Source organism: Aliikangiella maris (assembly GCF_040719265.1).
GTDB classification, from domain to species: Bacteria; Pseudomonadota; Gammaproteobacteria; order Enterobacterales; family Kangiellaceae; genus Aliikangiella; species Aliikangiella maris.
Genome location: NZ_JBFDAH010000002.1, coordinates 150,319 through 169,820, shown reverse-complemented (window position 1 = coordinate 169,820; position 19,502 = coordinate 150,319). Strand labels below are relative to the sequence as shown.

Sequence of the window (19,502 nt, the reverse complement as noted above, 5' to 3'; positions counted from 1 at the left end):
TTTTTAAACCGAGTCACACATGGTAATAAAACAATTTTTACCATTATCTTTAGCCGTATTAAGACCAATTTGAATACGCTCCATAATTGTTTGCCAATTATCTTGAGGTTGATAAGATGTCACGCCCAAACTGGCGGTTACATAGCCGAAATTATCAACACTAATATGACGAATAGACTGAAGTAACTTAGATGTCATACCTACAGCCTCTTGGGTTTCTGTTTCGGAGCATAAAATCAACAGTGAATTATCTTTCCAACGCGCAATTTTATCTTTTGTTCGTAAATAAATTTGCAGTGTATTAACAACATCATGCAGCATATTATTCGCCGCACATGCGCCTTGTAACATACCAATTTCACGAAACTGATCAAGTTCAATCAGAATAACCGAAAAACAACCACCTCGTTGGTTTGCCTTGCGTACCTCTCGGACAAAAAGCTTTTCCATCGCACGACGATTGAGTAATTGAGTGACCGGATCATAATTAGAAATCAGCTTGACTTTTTGCTTGATCTGTTCAATTTCATCCAGCCGATTAATTGCGAAAAAGATAAGAGAGACAATTAAGGTAATAAAGACCATAAACAGCTCGTCCAATTCCAGCGCTTCATAATCATTTACAATACTAATAACGCTTTCAAAAGCGTCAATCTTTAAAAAGATAAAGTAAGCTAATAAATTGAATAAAAAAATAAAAGACAATTCGATTTTAACGCGTTTTGTCATTTTAGGTTTACTCGCAAACCAACTCGAAGGAATCACTCTATATCTAGCTAACATTTTTTTTATACTTATCAACCTATTTATTGAATATATACATAAATTTATTAAATACCTGACTTTTTTCAGTCAACAATTCTGATATTTATTAAGAAAATAGTATAGAAAATAACTTTTCTAATAGAGCTAAAACTAATTTATAAAATATTAATCATTTAAAAATGACGAAAGATTCTAAAGCAATAATTTTTATATCAATGGACAATTTAGCAACCGTATCTCATCAATATTTAGTTTGTCGAATTGCTAGTCAATACAAATATTAAAAGGCAGATGTCAATACAACTCAATTTATATCAGTTAAATTAATGTATCTCACCGACAAGTTTAATTAACTCTTTTCTACCTGATTATGTTTCATTTGAATGCTTTTAATACTTACCACATTAATTAAAACGCACGATTTATAAACATCTATAAATGACGGTTTAGCAAAACAGACTGGATAGTTTTAATTTGCAAACATACCATGTAGTTTGTAAAATACAAACCAATTAGTCTGCTTTTCAATTATTAGAGCTTAAAACGAGTGAGGAATCAACCATGTCTGGACGATTAGCTGATGTTATTATCCGTTATCGCTGGCTGCTATTGGCGATAGGTATTATTACCGTTTTTACATGTAGTTACGGTGTCAACCAACTAGGATTTACCACTGATTACCAAGTATTTTTTGACAAGCATAACGAGCAGCTCAATGCTTATGAAAAAATGCAAAATACTTACGACAAATCAGATAATGTCTTGATTGCTATTCATCCGAAAAGTAATGATGTATTCCAATCCGAAACCCTCAACGCCATTCAGTGGTTAACGCATGAAGCCTGGCAAACCCCCTACTCCACTCGTGTTGATTCGGTAACCAACTTTCAACATACCGAAGCAGAAGATGATGACTTACTGGTGATTGATTTAGTTGCTGAAGAATTGACACTAGATCAAGAAGAACGGGACAAAATAAAGCAAATTGCTTTAAGTGAACCCTTATTAGTTAATCGCATTGTTTCTCAAGATGGTCGAGTTACTGCGGTCAATATTACCATTAAGCTACCCGGTAAAAATCTGGATGAAAATTCTGAAGTTGCGAACTTTGCCTATGATCTGAAAGCTCGTTTTTTAGAAAAATTTCCTCAGCATGATGTCTACATTACTGGGGTAGTCATGTTAAACCAAGCATTTCAGGTTGCATCGCAAAAAGACATGACCAGCATTATGCCGCTAATGTTTATTATTATTTTAATTGCATTGGTGTTCACACTTAGAAGCATTAGCATGACAGTAGCAACACTAATCATGATAATTGCTTCAATCGCAACAGCCATGGGAATGACTGGCTGGCTTGGTATAAAAATTACCCCACCATCGAGTACAGCCCCAACGATCATTATGACCATGGCTGTTGCTGATGCAGTGCATATTTTAGTGACTTATTTGCAACAATTAAATCTGGGTAGCAACAAAGTCAGTGCAATGAGAGAAAGTATAAGGATTAATTTACAACCAGTATTTTTAACCAGTCTAACAACAATTGTTGGCTTTTTAAGTATGAACTTTAGTGATGTCCCACCTTTTCACGACTTGGGTAACATTGTCGCATTAGGCGTAAGTGCAGCCTTTATATTTTCCATTACTATATTACCAGCGCTGGCAATCATGTTTACTTTTAAGCCTAAAAAGTATGTCCAGGTTCAAAATAATCAGTTCGAGCGTGTTGCTGACTTTGTCATTAACCAGCGCAAACCTTTACTTTGGGGGCTGAGTCTTTTTACCTTAATTACCGTAGCGTTTTTACCTAAAAACGAATTAAATGACGAATGGGTTCAGTACTTTGACAAATCCATTCAGTTTAGAAATGACACTGACTTTGTATTAGAAAATTTAACCGGTCTTTATGTACTGGAAGTATCACTGGAATCCGGACAGGAAGGTGGTGTCAGTGAGCCTGACTTCTTACAAAAAGCCGAAGAATTCGCCAGTATGGCTAAGTTGCTGCCCGAAGTTTTACACGTTAGTACATTCACTGACACAATGAATCGCTTAAATAAAAACATGCATAATGATGCGCAAGAGTTTTATCGCTTACCACAAAATCGCGAGTTAGCAGCACAATATTTGTTACTCTATGAAATGTCTTTGCCTTTTGGATTAGATCTGAATAATCAAATTAATGTAAAAAAATCGGCTACGCGCATCGTCATTACAACCCGCAATTTATCGACTAATGAAACAATCATTCTCGAGAACAAACTCTCACAGTGGTTAAATAGAAATGCTGCCGATTATGAATTTGCAATTGCCAGCCCTGCACTGATGTTTGCTCACATAGGAGAACGAAATACCCTCAGTATGCTAGTTGGCGCAAGTGCGGCACTAGTCATAATTTCATTTATATTAATGATTGCCTTGCGTTCGATTAAAATGGGTATCATTTCTTTAGTCCCGAACATAGCGCCAGCCTTTATTGCATTTGGAATTTGGGGTATTTTAGTTTCGCAAGTTGGCATGGGATTGGCTATGGTTGCTGGAATGACATTGGGTATAGTGGTGGATAACACCGTTCACTTTCTATCAAAATATACACGAGCACAAAAAGAAAAAGCTATGTCAACACCTGAAGCTATTCACTATGCTTTCGCCAATGTTGGAAAAGCGCTGGTTACTACAACTATTGTTTTAGTACTGGGGTTTACTGTCATGAGCTTTTCAGCATTTAGCCAAAATGCAGACATGGGAATATTAACTGCCTTGACAATTTCAATCGCACTCATCATCGACTTTTTATTGTTACCAGCGTTGCTGTTAACTTATCAAAAAGTCAGTGCTCGACTTGACGTGCCGGTTCAGTTAGCCAGCGACACACCCAACTAGTCTGTTTGCACTCTTGAGAGAACATAACACTAAGTCATGACCTCAAATTCAAGTGATAAAAGACGCAAATGTGATAAAGCTTTTCAAAGCTTCTGCATTTATCAACAACCTTCATTACGATCATTAACAGATCTCATGGTTCAACGATTGACAGTAATGAAGGTTAATTATCTAGCAGTACATAGGTTATACACTCACAAAAATATTTGCTCGACAAATAAGCCTATTTTATTTTAGAGAGACAATTCGTATTTACTCCATACGCTTATATTATGGACTGTATTCATCAAGTTTAATAAAGGCTTTAAATGCAAACTTGTTTACTCAGTGATAATTGTTACGAACAGCCCAATAGGTAATACAGCACTTTTGGTAATTTTACACTTTTGACAATTTAATTTGTGCAACACCACATTAGGACTCAATCTCTCAGCAGTATTATCTGAGACTTGAGTGCTCCTGAGTTAATCCAAATAACTTTGATAAAAACCGATTATCACAAAAGCAATGAGAATTAAAACAAGTAAAAACTGCAAACCAAAAAAATTCTACTACCGCATTGACGGTTAGATTAATCGCACAATGGAGACTTTGTTAGTTAATATGACCAATTAAAATACATGTCATCATTTTATTAATGATAAAATATTCCGTTTTTAGTATATTACTTGCGACATCTATCGCTATTGCATAGAATGAATTTAATTGGTGAAAACTGATTTAAACTTTTATCTGTAGTGAACGTCTATAGATAATTATCGAAATATTAATTTTTATTAACTGAGAAGTATTATGGTTCGTAAAAAAAACCCACAACAAACTCGTGAACTTATACTGAATGTTGCTGCGAAATTATTACATCGTCATGGCTATAAAGGACTGAGAGTTGATGAAGTTGTGGAAAAGACCGGTTTAACCAAAGGAGCACTATACCATCATTTTCCGAATAAAAAAGAATTAGCTTATGCCGTTGTTGACGAGTTATTTTATAAAACTTTTTTAGGACACTGGCAAGAGCTATTAAAAAGTTCGGGAGATCCAATTAACGTAATCGCAGAGTCATTTGAATTTTCTCGTAAGCATTTAAGTCAAGATGAGCTGGAAATTGGCTGTCCATTAACAAATTTAGGACAAGAAATGTCCCATGAAGATGAAGGATTTCGAACACGTATCAACAATGTTTTTGAAGATTGGACAAAATTAATAGCCGACTTATTGAGTAAAGGCATTCAACAAGGCAACGTAACCCCCGATATTAACCCAACTTTAACCGCTCGGTTTTTAGTCAGTTCATATCAGGGTATTCAGTGCAATTCAAAGTTCTCGAAAGATTTAAACCGCTATCACGATAATGTTGGTTATTTGCAATCGATCATCAAAAACCTGGCAACTCGTGCAATAGCCTGACTTTAATATCTGTCATGTTTAGCGCTAATTTGACACTGACCGATTTATCTTTTGCATAAGTTATTTGTAAGCCAACAATTGATGATGCCACTTTTGAAATTAACTGGCACTTAATTCAGAGCCCCCGCTTGAGTTGCACTTAGTTTGAATTAATTACCATTTCAATCGGGCCCCTCCCATCGGTTATTTCTTATTGCGGATAACCGATTTTGCCTTTCTGAATTTTTCCTGTTAGCAGATTGCACTTATAACATCGTATTTATAGTGCTTAAACTTAGACAATACGGTGCTATGTAACTGTGTAAATCATGTGTTTAACGATTGAAGATACGAAACGCAACTTGATAGACTAGATGTAAATTTACTTTTGGTTGTCCAATAAAAACTGATAAATAACATTTTTCTTATCGCTATAAACCTCTGCGGTAATCTTCGCCGCTTGTTTAATTGGTAAGTGTTCGGCTAACTTTAATGCCAGCGTCTTTGCTTCGGGCGAGATTTCTGCATTAGCTTTACTTGCACCATGCACCATAACGACAAACTCGCCTTTTGTTTGATTGTTATCTTGCGCCAGGATATCAATTAATGACTGTACTGAACCCGATAACACGGTTTCAAAAGTTTTGGTTAACTCACGAGCAATAACCACTTGACGAGACTCCTCAAAAGCCACAAGCATATCTTGCAAACTCTCAGTAATTCGATGCGATGATTCATAAAAAACCAGGGTAGCGGTTTCATCAGCATAATGTTTTAATCGGGCAAGGCGAGCACCCTTTTTAGCAGGTAAAAAGCCTTCAAAAATAAATCGGTCAGTCGGCAATCCGGCAACAGATAAAGCGGCAATAAAAGCACATGGTCCAGGGATAGGAGAAACAACCAATTGTCTGTCTCGCAACGCTTTCACTAGCGGGTAACCTGGGTCACTGATAAGTGGTGTACCTGCATCTGAAACCAGAGCGACAGATTCCCCCTTTTCAAGCAATTGAACAATCAACTCGATTTTTTGTCTTTCATTATGTTCGTGCAAGGAAAAGCATGGCGTATTAACACCAATATGCGATAATAATTGGCGGGTTCGACGGGTGTCTTCGGCGGCAATCTGACTGACACCAGCTAGAATTTGGCACATTCGTTGGCTGATATCCTGTAGATTCCCTATCGGCGTCGCCACAACATACAAGACTCCGGGTTGAATATTTGCGGTTCCCTGATTAGTATGTTGGTCGTCAATTAAAGGGTGGTTAATATTCATTCTACGATCCAGATATAAATCAAAAGGCTTGGAGTTTTAACAGATAATGATCAATTTTATCTCTCATAGCAACAAAATATTCAGTCTGACTGGAGTGATAATCGCGCTCATATTCTTACAGGCGTGCGGAACGAACCCGACAGTCAACCGTCCAGCCACTGTTAAAACACAAAGTTTAGAGTCGTTGTTAAAGCAAGCACAACAAGCCACTGGCGAAGAAAAACAGCCATTATTAATTCAAGCAGCAGGATTACTTGTACTTGAAAGACGCTATGAAAAAGCCCAGGAAATTCTGGTTCATATTAATCAACAACAACTCACGCCACTACAACTCGATGACTTTAATCTTTATTATGGAGAAACCCTGCTAGCGCTAACCGCTAATGAGCAGGCACTCAAACACCTTCAGTCAGTTTATAATCTTCAAGCAAAATCGGTCGCGTGGCAAATTCGACACGCTCAGAGTTTATCTGATGCCTATTTAGCCAACTTTAATTATTTTGAAGCTGCCAAATTACGAATTGAGCTCGACGATATTATCGATACCAGTGAAGCTCTAACCGCTAACAATGAAAAAATCTGGTTAGCCTTAAATCAGCTGGAAACTCATTTTTTACAATCGTTAATTTCAGATTTTAACACTCAGCGGGTTAATGGCTGGCTGGAAATTGCTTATATTAATAAGCGCTGGGGCTATTATCCAGAAAAGCTCTTGAGCGAAATCAATCAATGGAAAATGCGCTACCCTTTGCATCCGTCTATGGTCAACCAGCCCCGTATATTGCAAAAAGCAGAAGCTGCAGAAGCATTCAACCCAGCCAAAATAGCGGTGTTACTACCATTGAGTGGAAAACTTGGCAATATCGGTATGATGATAAAAGACGGGATTTTAGCAGCTCATTATCAAGTTGAAGATGCACAAACTGCGCCACAGCTGAACTTTTATGACACCGCCCACTCGTTATCGGCCTTAACCCCATACAATAATGCAGTTGCCGATGGAGCAGACTTTATTATCGGTCCATTAACTAAAGAAGCTATTGAGACTATTCTCAACCAAGAAACAATTAACACTCCAATTTTGGCACTAAATCGTTTAGAAGAACAAAAATATGCACATAACCAAATTTATCAATTTGGTTTACCGATTGAAGATGAAGCTATTCAAGCAGCCAGTTATGCATACGAAAAAGGTTTTCGTAAAGCATTGGCTATTTTGCCAGCGACTGCCACAGGCAATCGGGCAAGACTGGTTTTTCAAGAAACATTTGAAGATTTGGGCGGCGAGGTTGTTTATATCCAGGAATATAGGGAAACCAGCCAATTAAAGAAAAATGTACAACGCTTATTGGGTGTAGACAGCAGTATCGAGCGTAAACGAGCACTACAGCAATTATTGGGTCGTAATCTTGAGTTTGAAATGCGCCGCCGCAAAGATGCCGACTTCATTTTTATGCTTGCCTCACCTACAGAAGGACGCACTATAAAACCTTTTATAAACTACTACTTTGCACATGACTTACCAGTAATTTCAACGTCATCCATCTATTCTGGAAAACTGGATCCGCAAACAGATATTGATCTCAATGGCATTGAATTTCCGGTCATACCACTGTTATTAAGTGAATTACCACAATTTAAAGAAAGCCGTGATGCGCTTGCAACTACTTTACCATCGGCGCTTGATGGTCGCGGCCAATATTTTTCGCTGGGCTTTGACAGCTATAGCATACTGAAACAGCTTTCAATTTTACAGGCATTTCCCGACTATAAATGGAGCGGTCTGGGTGGTGAACTTGGTGTCGATGATAATGGGTTAGTACATCGCGCATTAACCTGGGCACAATTTAATCGAGGCGTCCCCCATGTGACTAAAGAGCGAGAAATTCGTGAACTGAACAGTCAAAAACTTAATCCCTTACCAACAGATGAATCGCCAGCCCCCATCGAAGCAGGCAACTTAACAGTTTATCAAGAAACCGGCCAAGATGAATAAGTTTAACTAAAGATGCAAAAATCTGATGATAAACGTACACTGGGTTTTTCTCTTGAGGTTTACGCAAAAACCCAGATTGAATCAGTGGGCTATCAGATTGTCGCCACCAATTATGCTTGCAAACTCGGAGAGATTGATATCATTGCTAAAAAGAACAATGTATTAGTCTTTATTGAAGTTCGATACCGTAAAAACAGTCGCTTTGGTGGTGCTTTAGCCAGTATCACACCTCAAAAACAGAAACGACTAATACTCACAGCAAGTCATTATTTGCAACAAAAAAAATTAACCAATAAAATAGCATGTCGGTTTGATGTTTTTGCCATTCAAGGTAATCTACCTTCATTGCACTATGAATGGATCGAAAATGCATTTACTGCATAATTTAATGAATTACTAAATCTAGGCCGAAATCAATGATCGAAAAAATACGCAACAATTTTACCGAAAGTATCCAGACAAAAATCGCCGCAGCCGATGTACTTCCTGAAAAAATTGCACAGGCAGGTCAAATGATCGTCTCTACTTTATTAAATGGTGGCAAAATCCTGACTTGTGGAAATGGCGGTTCTGCGGGTGACGCTCAGCACTTTTCAGCTGAAATGCTTAATCGTTATGAAAGAGAGCGCCCACCTTTACCCGCCATTGCATTAACAACCGACACAAGTACGCTCACTTCAATTGGTAATGATTACAGTTTTGATGAAATTTTTTCAAAACAGGTCAAAGCACTTGGTCAACCTGGCGATATCTTATTAGCCTTTTCTACCAGTGGAAATTCACAAAATGTGATACAGGCAATGCGAGCAGCATTAGCCAAGGATATGCTAATCATCAGTTGCACCGGAAAAGATGGTGGCGAAATGGCTGGCCTGATTGGCGATAATGATGTAGAAATCAGGGTACCATCTAACAGCACCGCGCGCATCCAAGAAGTCCACTTGGTCGTCATACATAGTTTATGTGATGTTATCGACAGCACTTTATTTGGAGAAGACAAATGAGAGCATTATTAATAGTAACAATTTTGTTTGCTTGTCTTTTAATGAGTGGTTGTAGTGCGTTAATTGTTACTGGTGCAGCCACTGGTGCAGTCGCTTCACAAGATAGACGCGATGTTTCAACACAATTAGAAGATGAAAAGACAGAAATAAAATCTTTTACCTCTATTTTTAAAAATGATGAGCTTTGGAAAAATACCAATATTAATGTTATCAGCTATAACAATATTATTCTGATGGTTGGTCAAGCACCAACTGCCGAATTAAAACAAAAAGCAACCGAAGAAATAAAGAAAATAGCTAAGGACAAAAAGATTCTTAATCAGGTTAGAATTGCCGCACCAATCTCTTTTTTCGCACGAAGAAATGATGAATACCTAACAACAAAAGTCAAATCATCAATGTTTTTTACATCTGATTTTAAGGCATCAAAAATTAAGGTTGTTACCGAAAATAGTGAGGTCTTTTTAATGGGACTGGTAACCAGAGAAGAGTCAGAAAAGGCGGTAGATATTGCACGAAATATTGATGGTGTCACTAAAGTCATCAAAGCATTTGAGTTTCTTAACTAGTAGTCGCCTGGCCAACTAATTATTCGAAGAAAGTAAAAATCATAAATTTATATAAAAGCGTATATGAATTCGTCTATGAAAAAAAAGTCTCTTATAAAAAGAGACTTTTTTTAGAAATGCAACTCGATATAGAAAGATACTCACGTTTTCTCAGTAAGAGTATCAACTCGTCACAGGCAACTTACTTTACAACTTTTAAATGACTCACTTTCTTTTGAGGGTTAGAGCTTTTTGCTTGAGTTGAATCACTTTCAGATAGCGTTTTTTCTGCTGATACACCTTCTAACAAAGACTCTCTCTCTGCTCGACTACCACCAGTTTCAGCAGCACTTTTTTGTGATGAAGCTTGTCCCTCAGCTGAATTATCTTGTGCAGGAAACGCCATTCCCAAACCGTTTTCTTGCGCGTAAATAGCTAATAATGCATCCATTGGAACATAAATCTGCCGTGCTACACCACCAAAACGTGCACTGAACGAGATAGCCTCATTGTCTGAATGCCAGCTTTGAATTGCAGAGGGATTAATATTCAACACAATTTGGCCATCCTTGATATATTCATGCGGGACTTCCACATAGGCTTGATTCGCATCAACCAATATATAAGGAGTAGCCTCGTTATCCAGTAACCACTCTAAAATAGCTCGAAATAAATAAGGTTTATTTGAAGTAAAGTTCACTTGTTGTATCTTCAATAGGTTAATTAGTCTTGAAGTTCGCGTTCTGCATCAGTCAAACTAGCTTGAAAAGAATCACGCTCAAATAACAGCTCCATATATTGTGAAACTTCTTTTGAACCACGCCCAGTCAAAGTAATACCCATTGCAGATAAACGCCACATCAGGGGAGCTAAACAACAATCAATCAATGAAAATTCTTCACTTAAAAAGTAAGGGGTTTCGCTGAATACTGGAGCCAGTGTCAGTAAGCTTTCGGTAAGCTCTTTGCGTGATTTTTCAGCTTCTCTTTCTTTTCCATTTAATATCGATTTCATTAGACTATACCAGTCTTTTTCAACTCGATGCATCATTAAACGTGAACGCGCTCTGGCGACTGGGTATACAGGCATTAAAGGTGGATGAGGAAATCTTTCATCCAAATATTCCATAATAATCGGTGATTCAAATAACACTAACTCACGATCAACTAATGTTGGAACGGTGTTATACGGATTTAAATCAATTAAATCTTCAGGTGGTTGTTGATTGCTGATTACTTCTATCGATTCAAAATTTACACCTTTTTCCGCTAATACAATGCGCACTTGATGACTGTAAACATCATCAGCCCCTGAATAAAGAGTCATTACCGAACGTTTGGCCACTGTTGCCATGAAACACTCTCCGTATTTAAAAAAATGAGTAGCAGACAATCCCACTACTCATTCGGGTTTTATAATTTAACTATTGGTGAATTAATATTCAAATTAATGAATGTCTTTCCAATATTCTTTTTTCAGCAGGTATGCAACAAATCCAAATAGAGCAATGAATAACAATACCCATACACCCAGTCTTTGTCGTTCCAGCTTGATAGGTTCACCAACATAGTCCAGAAAGTTAACCAGTGCTACCATTTCCTGATCAAACTCTTCTGGTGTCAACGCTCCCTCTTTGATAATGGTAAAATACGCTTTGTTTTTAGAAAGTTTTACCAGTTCTTCCTCAGCCTTGTGAATGACTCGCTCAGCATCTGCAATTTGCTTTTTGAGCTGATGAGTATCGCCTTTACCTTCCGTGAGCTGCTGATTGGCAGCAGCCATATCAGCTTTAGCGTAATTAATGTCATTTTCAATGCCTTTCACTATTTCCGTTTTAGCCTGAAGCCCTTGCATATTTTCTAAAACATGAGGCATTGCAACATCTTTGAATACCGAGTTATTAACGCCATATGGACGCAAATCGTCAACATAAAAAGCTCTCAAATAATTATATAACCATTTAGTCCCTCGAGCTCTGGCAACAACTGATAAATCAGGTGGCGCTGCACCAAACCAGTTGGCAGCAGCTTTGGTCTTCATGTTGTTAGTGATTAAGTCTCCAACCTTGCTATCAGAAAAAATCAAATTTTCAATCATGACATCTTCAGGGATTTCAAGATCTTTAGCTGCACGGTTATAACGTTGAAATGATAATGCATGACAACCTAAACAGTTATTGACATAAACCTGCATCCCACGTTGCATAGAGATCTTCAAACGATCACCTGACATTTTTGGCATGTCGTCGTTAGGCAAAGTGAGTCCTGCTTCCGCTGCTGACAAAGAAAATGACAAGCATGCTGTTAATATAATTAGTAGCTTTCTCATTAGTGTGTCACCCTTTCTGGAACCGGCTTAGTTTTTCCCCATTGACTCCACCAAGGCATAAGTAGGAAAAACGCAAAGTAGTATATGGTACAAATTTGAGCGGCTAGTGTTCTTCCAGGTGTTGGCCCAACCATTCCTAAATAACCCAACACGAAAAACACAATCACAAAAATAAACAACCAAACTTTGAAGCTCCAGTGTTTATAGCGAATAGATTTAACTTTACTGCGATCCAGCCAAGGTAAAAAGAACAACACAATGAGTGATGCCGCCATGGCAACAACGCCCCATTGCTGATCGGGAACTGCTCGCAATATCGAATAGAATGGTGTGAAATACCAAACAGGCGCAATATGAGCCGGTGTTTTTAACGGATCAGCAGGCGTAAAGTTAGGTGGCTCAAGGAAGAAACCATTCATTTCTGGTGCAAAGAAAATAATCAAACAGAAAATGAATAAGAATCCAGCAACACCCACGATATCTTTGACTGTGTAATAAGGATGGAAAGGAATACCATCAAGTGGAATACCATTTTCATCTTTATATTTTTTAATTTCAATTCCATCGGGATTGTTAGAACCCACTTTATGCAATGCGACAATATGTAAAAACACCATCAACAATAAGGCCATTGGTAAAGCGACCACATGCAAAGCAAAGAATCGGTTAAGCGTTGCGCCTGAGATAATAAAATCACCACGAATCCATACGGCTAAGTCATCTCCAACATAAGGCACTGCACTGAAAAGATTGATAATAACCTGAGCTCCCCAATAAGACATATTACCCCAAGGTAATAAATATCCCATGAATGCTTCAGCCATTAACAATACGAAAATAATCATACCGAACAGCCACACCAGTTCGCGGGGCTTGCGGAAAGAACCGTAAATCAGTCCACGGAACATATGCAGATAGACGACAACGAAAAATGCTGATGCGCCGGTTGAATGCATATAACGTAGCAACCAACCCCAATCAACATCGCGCATAATGAACTCAACAGAAGCATAGGCATGTTCACCTGAAGGGTTGTAGTTCATTGTTAACCAGATTCCGGTCAGGATCTGGTTGACCAGTACTAATAAAGCTAACGAGCCAAAAAAGTACCAGAAGTTGAAATTTTTAGGAGCATAATATTCGGCCAGATGTTCGTTCCAGACTTTTGTCGCAGGAAACCTGTCATCGACCCATTGCATAAATTGCGCCATTTTAGTCATTACGCAACCTCCTGATCGACACCAATAATGATGCGCTCATCCGATAAATAGGAATAAGGTGGAACTTCGAGATTTTTAGCAGCAGGTACACCCGTATGAACACGCCCCGCCAAATCAAACCTTGAACCATGGCATGGACAGAAGAAACCGCCACCCCAATCGACTTCACCCTCTTTTAAATATTGAGGCACACAACCCAAATGAGTACAAATACCCACCAAAACACTGATGTCAGGTCGGATGGAACGATTTATTTTATCGACATACTCAGGTTGTTGCTTTGGGTATTTGGTTGAATCAATATCTTTCAAACCATCTTTTTTGTCTTGAAGTGCTTCAATTACACCTTGGCTCCGCTTGACAACAAACACTGGTTTTCCACGCCATTCGACTTTAATCATCTGGCCTTCTTCCAGTTTATCCAGTGCAACTTCTACAGGTGCGCCAGCCGCTTGTGCTTTAGCGCTAGGATTCCAGGATCCGACAAAAGGAACCGCAACAAACCCGGCCCCTACCGCGCCAACAACACTCGTTGCAATCGTTAGGAAACGACGTTTGCCGTTATCTACAGCATCATTACTCATTCAGATAGTCTCCCCATCGACCAGTAATTTTATTTAATATAGTTTATCTTTGGCGGAACATTTGCTAGCTTTATAGAAGGCATGGAAAAACCCGCAAATACCCCTACAAACAGGATTTGCGGCCAGATCATAATGAATAAGCTGAAATATTACAAGGAATTGCAGATTTTTGTTTGTATATTATTGATAATTAAATGAATTTATTTTCAATTCAGACAACAAAAGCCTCTCCTCTCCAATATTTTCCTGCGGTTCGATATTTCTTTTTCTATTAATAAAGCCAACACGCTCACTTAAGTGAATTTTTTGCAATAGCATATACCAAACGGGTGTGATAAAAGTAGCAATCCATTTTATTCGTTTAAATAAGGCTGTACCAATTGTCTTCTAAAACTCGCATTGGCCCCGCCATATTGATTACAGCCGCTTTTATTGGCCCTGGCACCGTCATAACAGCTAGTCTAGCGGGGACTAATTTTGGATACAGCCTGCTTTGGGCATTATTGTTTTCAGTTATCGCGACGATTATTCTGCAAGAGATGGCAGCCAGACTTGGTGTGATTACCGGCCAGGGGCTAGGTGAAAATCTCAGGCAGACTTTTCAGCATCCGTTTTCTCGGGGTATAACCACCGTGTTAGTTATCGCTGCTATCGTCATCGGTAACAGCGCCTATCAGGGAGGCAACATTTCTGGTGCGACTCTTGGTTTGTCAGCGGTATTCGATGCTCCCCGCAGCACCAATAAAAGTACTTTTAACTGGTGGGCATTGGTAATTGGTGTGATTGCATTTTTTATCATGTGGCGTGGCCAATATCGAATTATCGAAAGAGCTATGATTCTTTTGGTAGGAACTATGAGTCTGGCCTTTTTGATAACCTTTGTAATGACAAAACCTGATTTAGGTGAATTAATGAGTGGGCTACTCATCCCACAAATTCCAACTGGCGCTACATTAACGGTCATTGCCCTGATTGGTACAACAGTCGTCCCCTATAATCTTTTTTTACATGCAGATACCGTCAGCCAAAAATGGCAGCACTCAGACCAACTTCCACAAGCCAGAAAAGACTTGTTTATTTCAATTCCGATTGGCGGTTTGATTTCAATTGCAATTCTATCAACGGGCGCTGCAGCTTTTTTCGGGCAACAAATTACCTTAAATTCGGTTGCTGATTTATCCCCGGCGTTGCAGCCACTATTTGGACAATGGGCAAAAATATTTATGGCTCTGGGACTCTTTGCAGCCGGTATTTCATCAGCGATAACTGCGCCTCTAGCAGCCGCCTATGCGCTTTGTGGCATATTAGGCTTGCCCAAGCAATTAGCCGCCATAAAGTTCAAAGTAATTTGGATTTGCATTTTAGTCATTGGCGTTGTTATTGCGAGTACTGGTTTTAAGCCAGTAACTATTATTTGGTTTGCACAAGTTGCTAATGGAATTTTACTACCAATAATCTGCGGGTATCTGCTTTGGATTATGAATCAACCTTTACTTTCTACATATCGCAATAATTGGTGGCAAAACCTCTGTGGCATTGTTATTTTAATCATTACACTGATACTCAGTACTCGCAGTCTGATGTTGGCTTTTGGTATGATCTAGTCTGATTAATTCTATTTTAAATATCAGTTTGACCTACGCCAAATACGCTTATTAAGGACGTCCTAAATCATGACTCAAAAATTAGATATAATCGATATCAATTGCGATCTCGGTGAAGGAGAAGACATCGAAGATTGCGCGCAAGATGCGTTATTAATGCCATATATTTCAAGATGCAATATTGCCTGTGGTGGTCACGCCGGAAATTCTTTAACCATGCATCAATCGCTGCTAAATGCCAAACAACATCAATTATTAGTTGGGGCTCACCCCAGCTATGCCGATCGAGAAAATTTCGGTCGCCTATCATTAGAATGTGACTGGTCACAGTTAAGTGAAATGATTATAGAGCAAGTTGAACAGTTGATATTTATTGCCGCAAAAACAGAGACTAAACTCAGTCATATCAAATTACACGGCGCACTGTACCACGATATTGAAAAAAACCCGTCGCTCGCAGAACAATATGTACTCATGGTAAAACAACATTTTCCCAATTTAGAAATCCTTGGTCTTGCCAATGGCGAAGTGAGTAATGCCTGTAACCGGCATGAGGTGCCTTTTATTAGTGAAGGTTTTATCGATAGAGCTTATACCAACCAAGGACAACTGGTTCCCCGCGCTCAACCTGGTGCCGTTTATGACGAACCACAAAATGCGATTACCCAAGCCATATCATTTGCAAAAAAACAACCAATTCACTCAATTGACAACCAACCTTGCCATATTCATGTGGACAGTTTGTGTTTACATAGTGATACACCTAATGCACTGCAATTTGCTAAAGCATTACATGCAGCGTTAATTGCGAAAGATATGAGTTGCCAGGATTAAAAACACTCTAACACATGTATTACACGGGTAACGGTTTAATGAATCAGTCTGATGAATTAAAACAATACGAATGGCGAAATAACGGAGACTCGGCAGTCACGCTTTGTTTCAAGCAAGCCATTAGTGAGCCACTGTCTATCTTCATTAATACGTTGAAAACGCAGCTGCAAAAACAATTTTCAGTCAATGCAGTCAATAATATCATTCCAGCCTATCAAAGCTTAACCGTTTGCTTCAATCCATTAGTGATCACTCGAGATAAACTCATGCAACAGATCAATCCGATGATTGAACAGCTCATGGTTTTACCGCCAGATTCGCCAGCGCAAAAGAGTATTTCAATTCCAGTCTGTTATGAAGCTCTTTTCGCACCCGACTTAGAATTTGTATGTCAACATACTGGCTTGTCGCCAGCAGAAATTATTAAATGCCATACTGCGCCCAAATATCTAGTACACATGCTGGGATTTTCTCCTGGCTTTCTATATTTAGGCGGATTAGACAAAGCATTATACTGTCCCAGAAAATCGGTACCTGCAAAGCAAGTAGCCCCAGGCAGTGTGGGTATCGGTGGTCAACAAACCGGACTTTATCCACAAGCAACACCAGGGGGCTGGCAAATTATAGGGCGAACACCACTTTCGTTATTTGATGCACAATGGCCATTTCCAGCTATTGCCCATCCATTAGACACCATTCAGTTCACTCCAATTAACAGCGAAACCTTTTATGCACTCTCAAACAAAGACTGACTCATTCAATTCAAATGATTCAGCATCATTAATTCAATACCAAGGCTTGTGCATAAAAACCGCGGCAAGCAGATGTAATAAGCATCTAGCTCTCAAGTCTCTCAATCATGAGCGCTAAGTCATGAGTATTCATGTCGTAAAATCCGGCTTACAAACCAGCGTCCAAGATAACGGCCGTTTCGCACAAATGTGTAATGGCATTGCCGTTAGCGGCGCAATGGATAGTACAGCGATGCAACTTGCCAATTATCTGGTTAGTAACCCATTGAATCATCCTGTACTTGAAATCACCTTGACAGGCCCTGTTATCGAATTCACTCAAGCCACCAGCATTGCAATTGTTGGCGCAGAGTTCGACCTTTTTCTCAATGGCAATCTGGTATTTAATGAAGAAACAATTAAAGTTAAATCCGGTGATCTACTCGAGTTTGGTCGTTTAAATGAAGGCGCCAGAGCTTACCTGGCAATTGCTGCGGACTTTAATTTGCAACGCTTATTTGATAGTAGCTCTACCAATCTTACCGCCCACTTTGGTGGCTGCCTGTTAACTGACAATAGTCAGCTTCAACTGCAAAACTACCGCCAACCACCCGATAAACAACTACCACCAACATTCCATTTGAGTTTTTCTGGCAACTATCTTTTACGTTGTGTGGATTCAGTTGAAACTCACTGGTTTGATCAAACGACTCTCGAGCAATTCACCCAGAAAAAATATCAGGTGCAAGCCGATTCAAACCGTATGGGGATCAGACTGCAAGAAACAGGCTTATCCACAGCTATATTACCCGACAAACAACAACAGGTGATTTCCAGTGGACTGGTATGCGGCAGTATACAAATTCCGCCTTCTGCGAATCCTATAATCGCTGGGGTTGACGCCCAAACAATTGGTGGCTATCCACGAATAGCGAATGTTGCCAGCGTCGATTTACCAATCCTTGGGCAATTAAAACCTAATGATAAGTTGTCTTTTTACTTTATTGAACAATCTCAGGCAGTCACATTAATCCGATACAAACAAAAATTATTGTCTCAACTATTTAACAACGCTTAATATTTATAAAATCCAATTTTATAAAACCCAATATCGATAAAACCATCGTTTTTAAATTTTCTCGCTAAAACGGAAAAGCCTACAGCAGAAAAGTTAACTAAAATGATTACAATCAGTCAGAGTTACAATATGCCATGAAAAATAAAATCTCACTTACCAGCCGCGTAATCCACGCACCAGACGAAAAACCTGTTGTTGGCCAAGCATTTAATCAAGGACCGGTATTTGCCAGTGCCTTTCATTTATCAGGTGCGCCTGAAAATTCCCCTTATCAATATGGCCGCTTTAACAACCCAACCTGGCAATCATTAGAAAATGCCCTTAGTAGTTTGGAAGAAGCTCACACTGTCATTTTCCCTTCTGGCATGGCGGCAATTGCTGCCGTACTGACCTCGCTTGTATCTCACGGCGATCAAATTGTTATACCCAGTGATGGCTATGGTCCAACACGTGCTTACGCCAAGCAGTATTTACAAAAATTTGGCGTAACAATTATTGAAGCCCCCACATTACAAATTCCAACACTAAATTTTTCAGAAGTTAAGCTGGTTTTAATTGAAACTCCAAGCAATCCTTTACTGGAAGTTATCGATATTACGGCGCTAGCACAAGCGGTACATCAGCATGGCGGCTTACTAGCAGTAGACAACACCTGTATGACACCATTAGGACAACAGCCATTGGCTTTAGGAGCAGATATTAGCGTTTATTCTGATACTAAAGCGTTAAATGGACATAGTGATTTGCTCTACGGCCATGTTGCCAGCCAGCAAACGAACATTATTGAGTCGATCCGCAACTGGCGCACCCTAGCAGGAAATATTCCTGGCCCAATGGAAACCTGGTTAATTCATCGCTCATTAGCCAGCCTTGATATGCGATTGGAGCGAATGACTCGTAACGCACAAGCAATCGCCGAATTTTTGGCCGCTCACTCAGCCGTCAAATGGATACGCTATCCTGGCTTACCTAACGATCCGTCACATCAACTAGCCAAACAGCAAATGCTGAATTTCGGCTGTTTAATGTCATTTGAACTAGGCAGTGTCACGCAGGCTGAAACCTTTTTAGAGCGCTGTCAGTTCGTCTATGATGCAACCAGCTTTGGTGGCATACATACAATGGCAGAACGCCGCAAACGTTGGGGGGCCGATGATATTCCAGAGGCAACTATTCGCTTAAGTGCGGGATGTGAGAAAATCGACGAGCTGTTGGCTGATATTGCACAAGCCTTAAATTAATTCCCAAACAACACCATCTGA

General features: G+C 39.2%; 18 protein-coding genes. 11 read left to right on the top strand and 7 right to left on the bottom strand.

Translation table 11 applies throughout. The features are described 5' to 3' along the window. Nucleotides 1–3 precede the first annotated feature (3 nt). Nucleotides 4–729 carry a GGDEF domain-containing protein gene (locus tag ABVT42_RS02755; protein ID WP_353873576.1) on the bottom strand — a complete coding sequence of 242 codons (726 nt, stop codon included), beginning with the start codon at nucleotides 727–729 and terminating at the stop codon, nucleotides 4–6. A gap of 597 nt (nucleotides 730–1,326) precedes the next feature. Here ABVT42_RS02755 and ABVT42_RS02750 point away from each other — a divergent pair. Next, on the top strand, nucleotides 1,327–3,651 hold the full coding sequence (locus ABVT42_RS02750; RefSeq protein ID WP_353873575.1) for an efflux RND transporter permease subunit: 2,325 nt from the start codon (nucleotides 1,327–1,329) through the stop codon (nucleotides 3,649–3,651). 792 nt (nucleotides 3,652–4,443) lie between these two features. Beyond that, nucleotides 4,444–5,058, top strand: coding sequence for a TetR family transcriptional regulator C-terminal domain-containing protein (locus ABVT42_RS02745; protein ID WP_353873574.1), 615 nt, complete (start codon nucleotides 4,444–4,446; stop codon nucleotides 5,056–5,058). Between the two features lie 361 nt (nucleotides 5,059–5,419). On the opposite strand, the gene rsmI is transcribed toward ABVT42_RS02745, so the two are convergent. Beyond that, complete coding sequence (gene rsmI, locus ABVT42_RS02740) at nucleotides 5,420–6,313, bottom strand: 16S rRNA (cytidine(1402)-2'-O)-methyltransferase (RefSeq protein ID WP_353873573.1); 894 nt, start codon at nucleotides 6,311–6,313, stop codon at nucleotides 5,420–5,422. 46 nt (nucleotides 6,314–6,359) lie between these two features. Here rsmI and ABVT42_RS02735 point away from each other — a divergent pair, with 46 nt between their 5' ends. From ABVT42_RS02735 to ABVT42_RS02720, 4 genes are read left to right on the top strand one after another with little or no spacing between them, the layout of a single operon-like run. Continuing rightward, the gene (locus tag ABVT42_RS02735) at nucleotides 6,360–8,309 is read left to right on the top strand and encodes a penicillin-binding protein activator (RefSeq protein ID WP_353873572.1); all 1,950 of its coding nucleotides are present in this window, start codon (nucleotides 6,360–6,362) and stop codon (nucleotides 8,307–8,309) included. A gap of 12 nt (nucleotides 8,310–8,321) precedes the next feature. Beyond that, the gene (locus ABVT42_RS02730) at nucleotides 8,322–8,693 is read left to right on the top strand and encodes a YraN family protein (RefSeq protein WP_353873571.1); all 372 of its coding nucleotides are present in this window, start codon (nucleotides 8,322–8,324) and stop codon (nucleotides 8,691–8,693) included. A 32-nt stretch (nucleotides 8,694–8,725) separates the two neighbouring features. Continuing rightward, nucleotides 8,726–9,313, top strand: coding sequence for a phosphoheptose isomerase (locus ABVT42_RS02725; protein ID WP_353873570.1), 588 nt, complete (start codon nucleotides 8,726–8,728; stop codon nucleotides 9,311–9,313). Beyond that, a complete protein-coding gene (locus ABVT42_RS02720) occupies nucleotides 9,310–9,882 on the top strand; it encodes a BON domain-containing protein (protein WP_353873569.1) in 573 nt (190 codons plus the stop codon). Before ABVT42_RS02725 ends, ABVT42_RS02720 begins: the two co-directional genes overlap by 4 nt. A gap of 181 nt (nucleotides 9,883–10,063) precedes the next feature. Here ABVT42_RS02720 and ABVT42_RS02715 read toward each other — a convergent pair whose 3' ends face one another. The 5 genes from ABVT42_RS02715 to petA all read right to left on the bottom strand — a co-directional run bounded on the left by ABVT42_RS02715 (nucleotide 10,064) and on the right by petA (nucleotide 13,993). After that, nucleotides 10,064–10,561, bottom strand: coding sequence for a ClpXP protease specificity-enhancing factor (locus ABVT42_RS02715; protein ID WP_353873568.1), 498 nt, complete (start codon nucleotides 10,559–10,561; stop codon nucleotides 10,064–10,066). 23 nt (nucleotides 10,562–10,584) lie between these two features. Continuing rightward, a complete protein-coding gene (gene sspA, locus ABVT42_RS02710) occupies nucleotides 10,585–11,214 on the bottom strand; it encodes a stringent starvation protein SspA (protein WP_353873567.1) in 630 nt (209 codons plus the stop codon). Nucleotides 11,215–11,307: 93 nt separating this feature from the next. Continuing rightward, nucleotides 11,308–12,189: a cytochrome c1 gene (locus tag ABVT42_RS02705; protein ID WP_353873566.1), complete on the bottom strand. Its 882-nt coding sequence runs from the start codon at nucleotides 12,187–12,189 to the stop codon at nucleotides 11,308–11,310. Beyond that, nucleotides 12,189–13,400: a cytochrome b gene (locus tag ABVT42_RS02700; RefSeq protein WP_353873711.1), complete on the bottom strand. Its 1,212-nt coding sequence runs from the start codon at nucleotides 13,398–13,400 to the stop codon at nucleotides 12,189–12,191. Before ABVT42_RS02700 ends, ABVT42_RS02705 begins: the two co-directional genes overlap by 1 nt. Before the next feature lie 8 nt (nucleotides 13,401–13,408). Beyond that, entirely contained in the window at nucleotides 13,409–13,993 is a 585-nt protein-coding gene (gene petA, locus ABVT42_RS02695; protein ID WP_353873565.1) for a ubiquinol-cytochrome c reductase iron-sulfur subunit, read from the bottom strand. A 380-nt stretch (nucleotides 13,994–14,373) separates the two neighbouring features. On the opposite strand from petA, the gene ABVT42_RS02690 reads away from it, so the two are divergent. The 5 genes from ABVT42_RS02690 (at nucleotide 14,374) to ABVT42_RS02670 (ending at nucleotide 19,481) form a co-directional block, all read left to right on the top strand. Next, nucleotides 14,374–15,597 carry an Nramp family divalent metal transporter gene (locus tag ABVT42_RS02690; protein ID WP_353873564.1) on the top strand — a complete coding sequence of 408 codons (1,224 nt, stop codon included), beginning with the start codon at nucleotides 14,374–14,376 and terminating at the stop codon, nucleotides 15,595–15,597. Between the two features lie 69 nt (nucleotides 15,598–15,666). Then, on the top strand, nucleotides 15,667–16,431 hold the full coding sequence (gene pxpA, locus ABVT42_RS02685) for a 5-oxoprolinase subunit PxpA (RefSeq protein WP_353873563.1): 765 nt from the start codon (nucleotides 15,667–15,669) through the stop codon (nucleotides 16,429–16,431). Between the two features lie 38 nt (nucleotides 16,432–16,469). Continuing rightward, nucleotides 16,470–17,183, top strand: coding sequence for a 5-oxoprolinase subunit PxpB (gene pxpB / locus ABVT42_RS02680; RefSeq protein WP_353873562.1), 714 nt, complete (start codon nucleotides 16,470–16,472; stop codon nucleotides 17,181–17,183). Nucleotides 17,184–17,304: 121 nt separating this feature from the next. Next, nucleotides 17,305–18,240 (top strand): 5-oxoprolinase subunit C family protein, encoded by a 936-nt coding sequence (locus ABVT42_RS02675; protein WP_353873561.1) that lies wholly within the window; start codon nucleotides 17,305–17,307, stop codon nucleotides 18,238–18,240. 134 nt (nucleotides 18,241–18,374) lie between these two features. Continuing rightward, nucleotides 18,375–19,481, top strand: a complete 1,107-nt coding sequence (locus ABVT42_RS02670; RefSeq protein WP_353873560.1) for a cystathionine gamma-lyase — start codon at nucleotides 18,375–18,377, stop codon at nucleotides 19,479–19,481. Nucleotides 19,482–19,502: the final 21 nt, after the last annotated feature.

Bases quoted from the DNA above. Each gene is read 5' to 3' on its own strand.
- ABVT42_RS02755 (WP_353873576.1), bottom strand. From the start codon at position 729: ATGACAAAACGCGTTAAAATCGAATTGTCTTTTATTTTTTTATTCAAT.
- ABVT42_RS02750 (WP_353873575.1), top strand. From the start codon at position 1,327: ATGTCTGGACGATTAGCTGATGTTATTATCCGTTATCGCTGGCTGCTA.
- ABVT42_RS02745 (WP_353873574.1), top strand. From the start codon at position 4,444: ATGGTTCGTAAAAAAAACCCACAACAAACTCGTGAACTTATACTGAAT.
- rsmI (WP_353873573.1), bottom strand. From the start codon at position 6,313: ATGAATATTAACCACCCTTTAATTGACGACCAACATACTAATCAGGGA.
- ABVT42_RS02735 (WP_353873572.1), top strand. From the start codon at position 6,360: ATGATCAATTTTATCTCTCATAGCAACAAAATATTCAGTCTGACTGGA.
- ABVT42_RS02730 (WP_353873571.1), top strand. From the start codon at position 8,322: ATGCAAAAATCTGATGATAAACGTACACTGGGTTTTTCTCTTGAGGTT.
- ABVT42_RS02725 (WP_353873570.1), top strand. From the start codon at position 8,726: ATGATCGAAAAAATACGCAACAATTTTACCGAAAGTATCCAGACAAAA.
- ABVT42_RS02720 (WP_353873569.1), top strand. From the start codon at position 9,310: ATGAGAGCATTATTAATAGTAACAATTTTGTTTGCTTGTCTTTTAATG.
- sspA (WP_353873567.1), bottom strand. From the start codon at position 11,214: ATGGCAACAGTGGCCAAACGTTCGGTAATGACTCTTTATTCAGGGGCT.
- ABVT42_RS02705 (WP_353873566.1), bottom strand. From the start codon at position 12,189: ATGAGAAAGCTACTAATTATATTAACAGCATGCTTGTCATTTTCTTTG.
- ABVT42_RS02700 (WP_353873711.1), bottom strand. From the start codon at position 13,400: ATGGCGCAATTTATGCAATGGGTCGATGACAGGTTTCCTGCGACAAAA.
- petA (WP_353873565.1), bottom strand. From the start codon at position 13,993: ATGAGTAATGATGCTGTAGATAACGGCAAACGTCGTTTCCTAACGATT.
- pxpA (WP_353873563.1), top strand. From the start codon at position 15,667: ATGACTCAAAAATTAGATATAATCGATATCAATTGCGATCTCGGTGAA.
- pxpB (WP_353873562.1), top strand. From the start codon at position 16,470: ATGAATCAGTCTGATGAATTAAAACAATACGAATGGCGAAATAACGGA.
- ABVT42_RS02675 (WP_353873561.1), top strand. From the start codon at position 17,305: ATGAGTATTCATGTCGTAAAATCCGGCTTACAAACCAGCGTCCAAGAT.
- ABVT42_RS02670 (WP_353873560.1), top strand. From the start codon at position 18,375: ATGAAAAATAAAATCTCACTTACCAGCCGCGTAATCCACGCACCAGAC.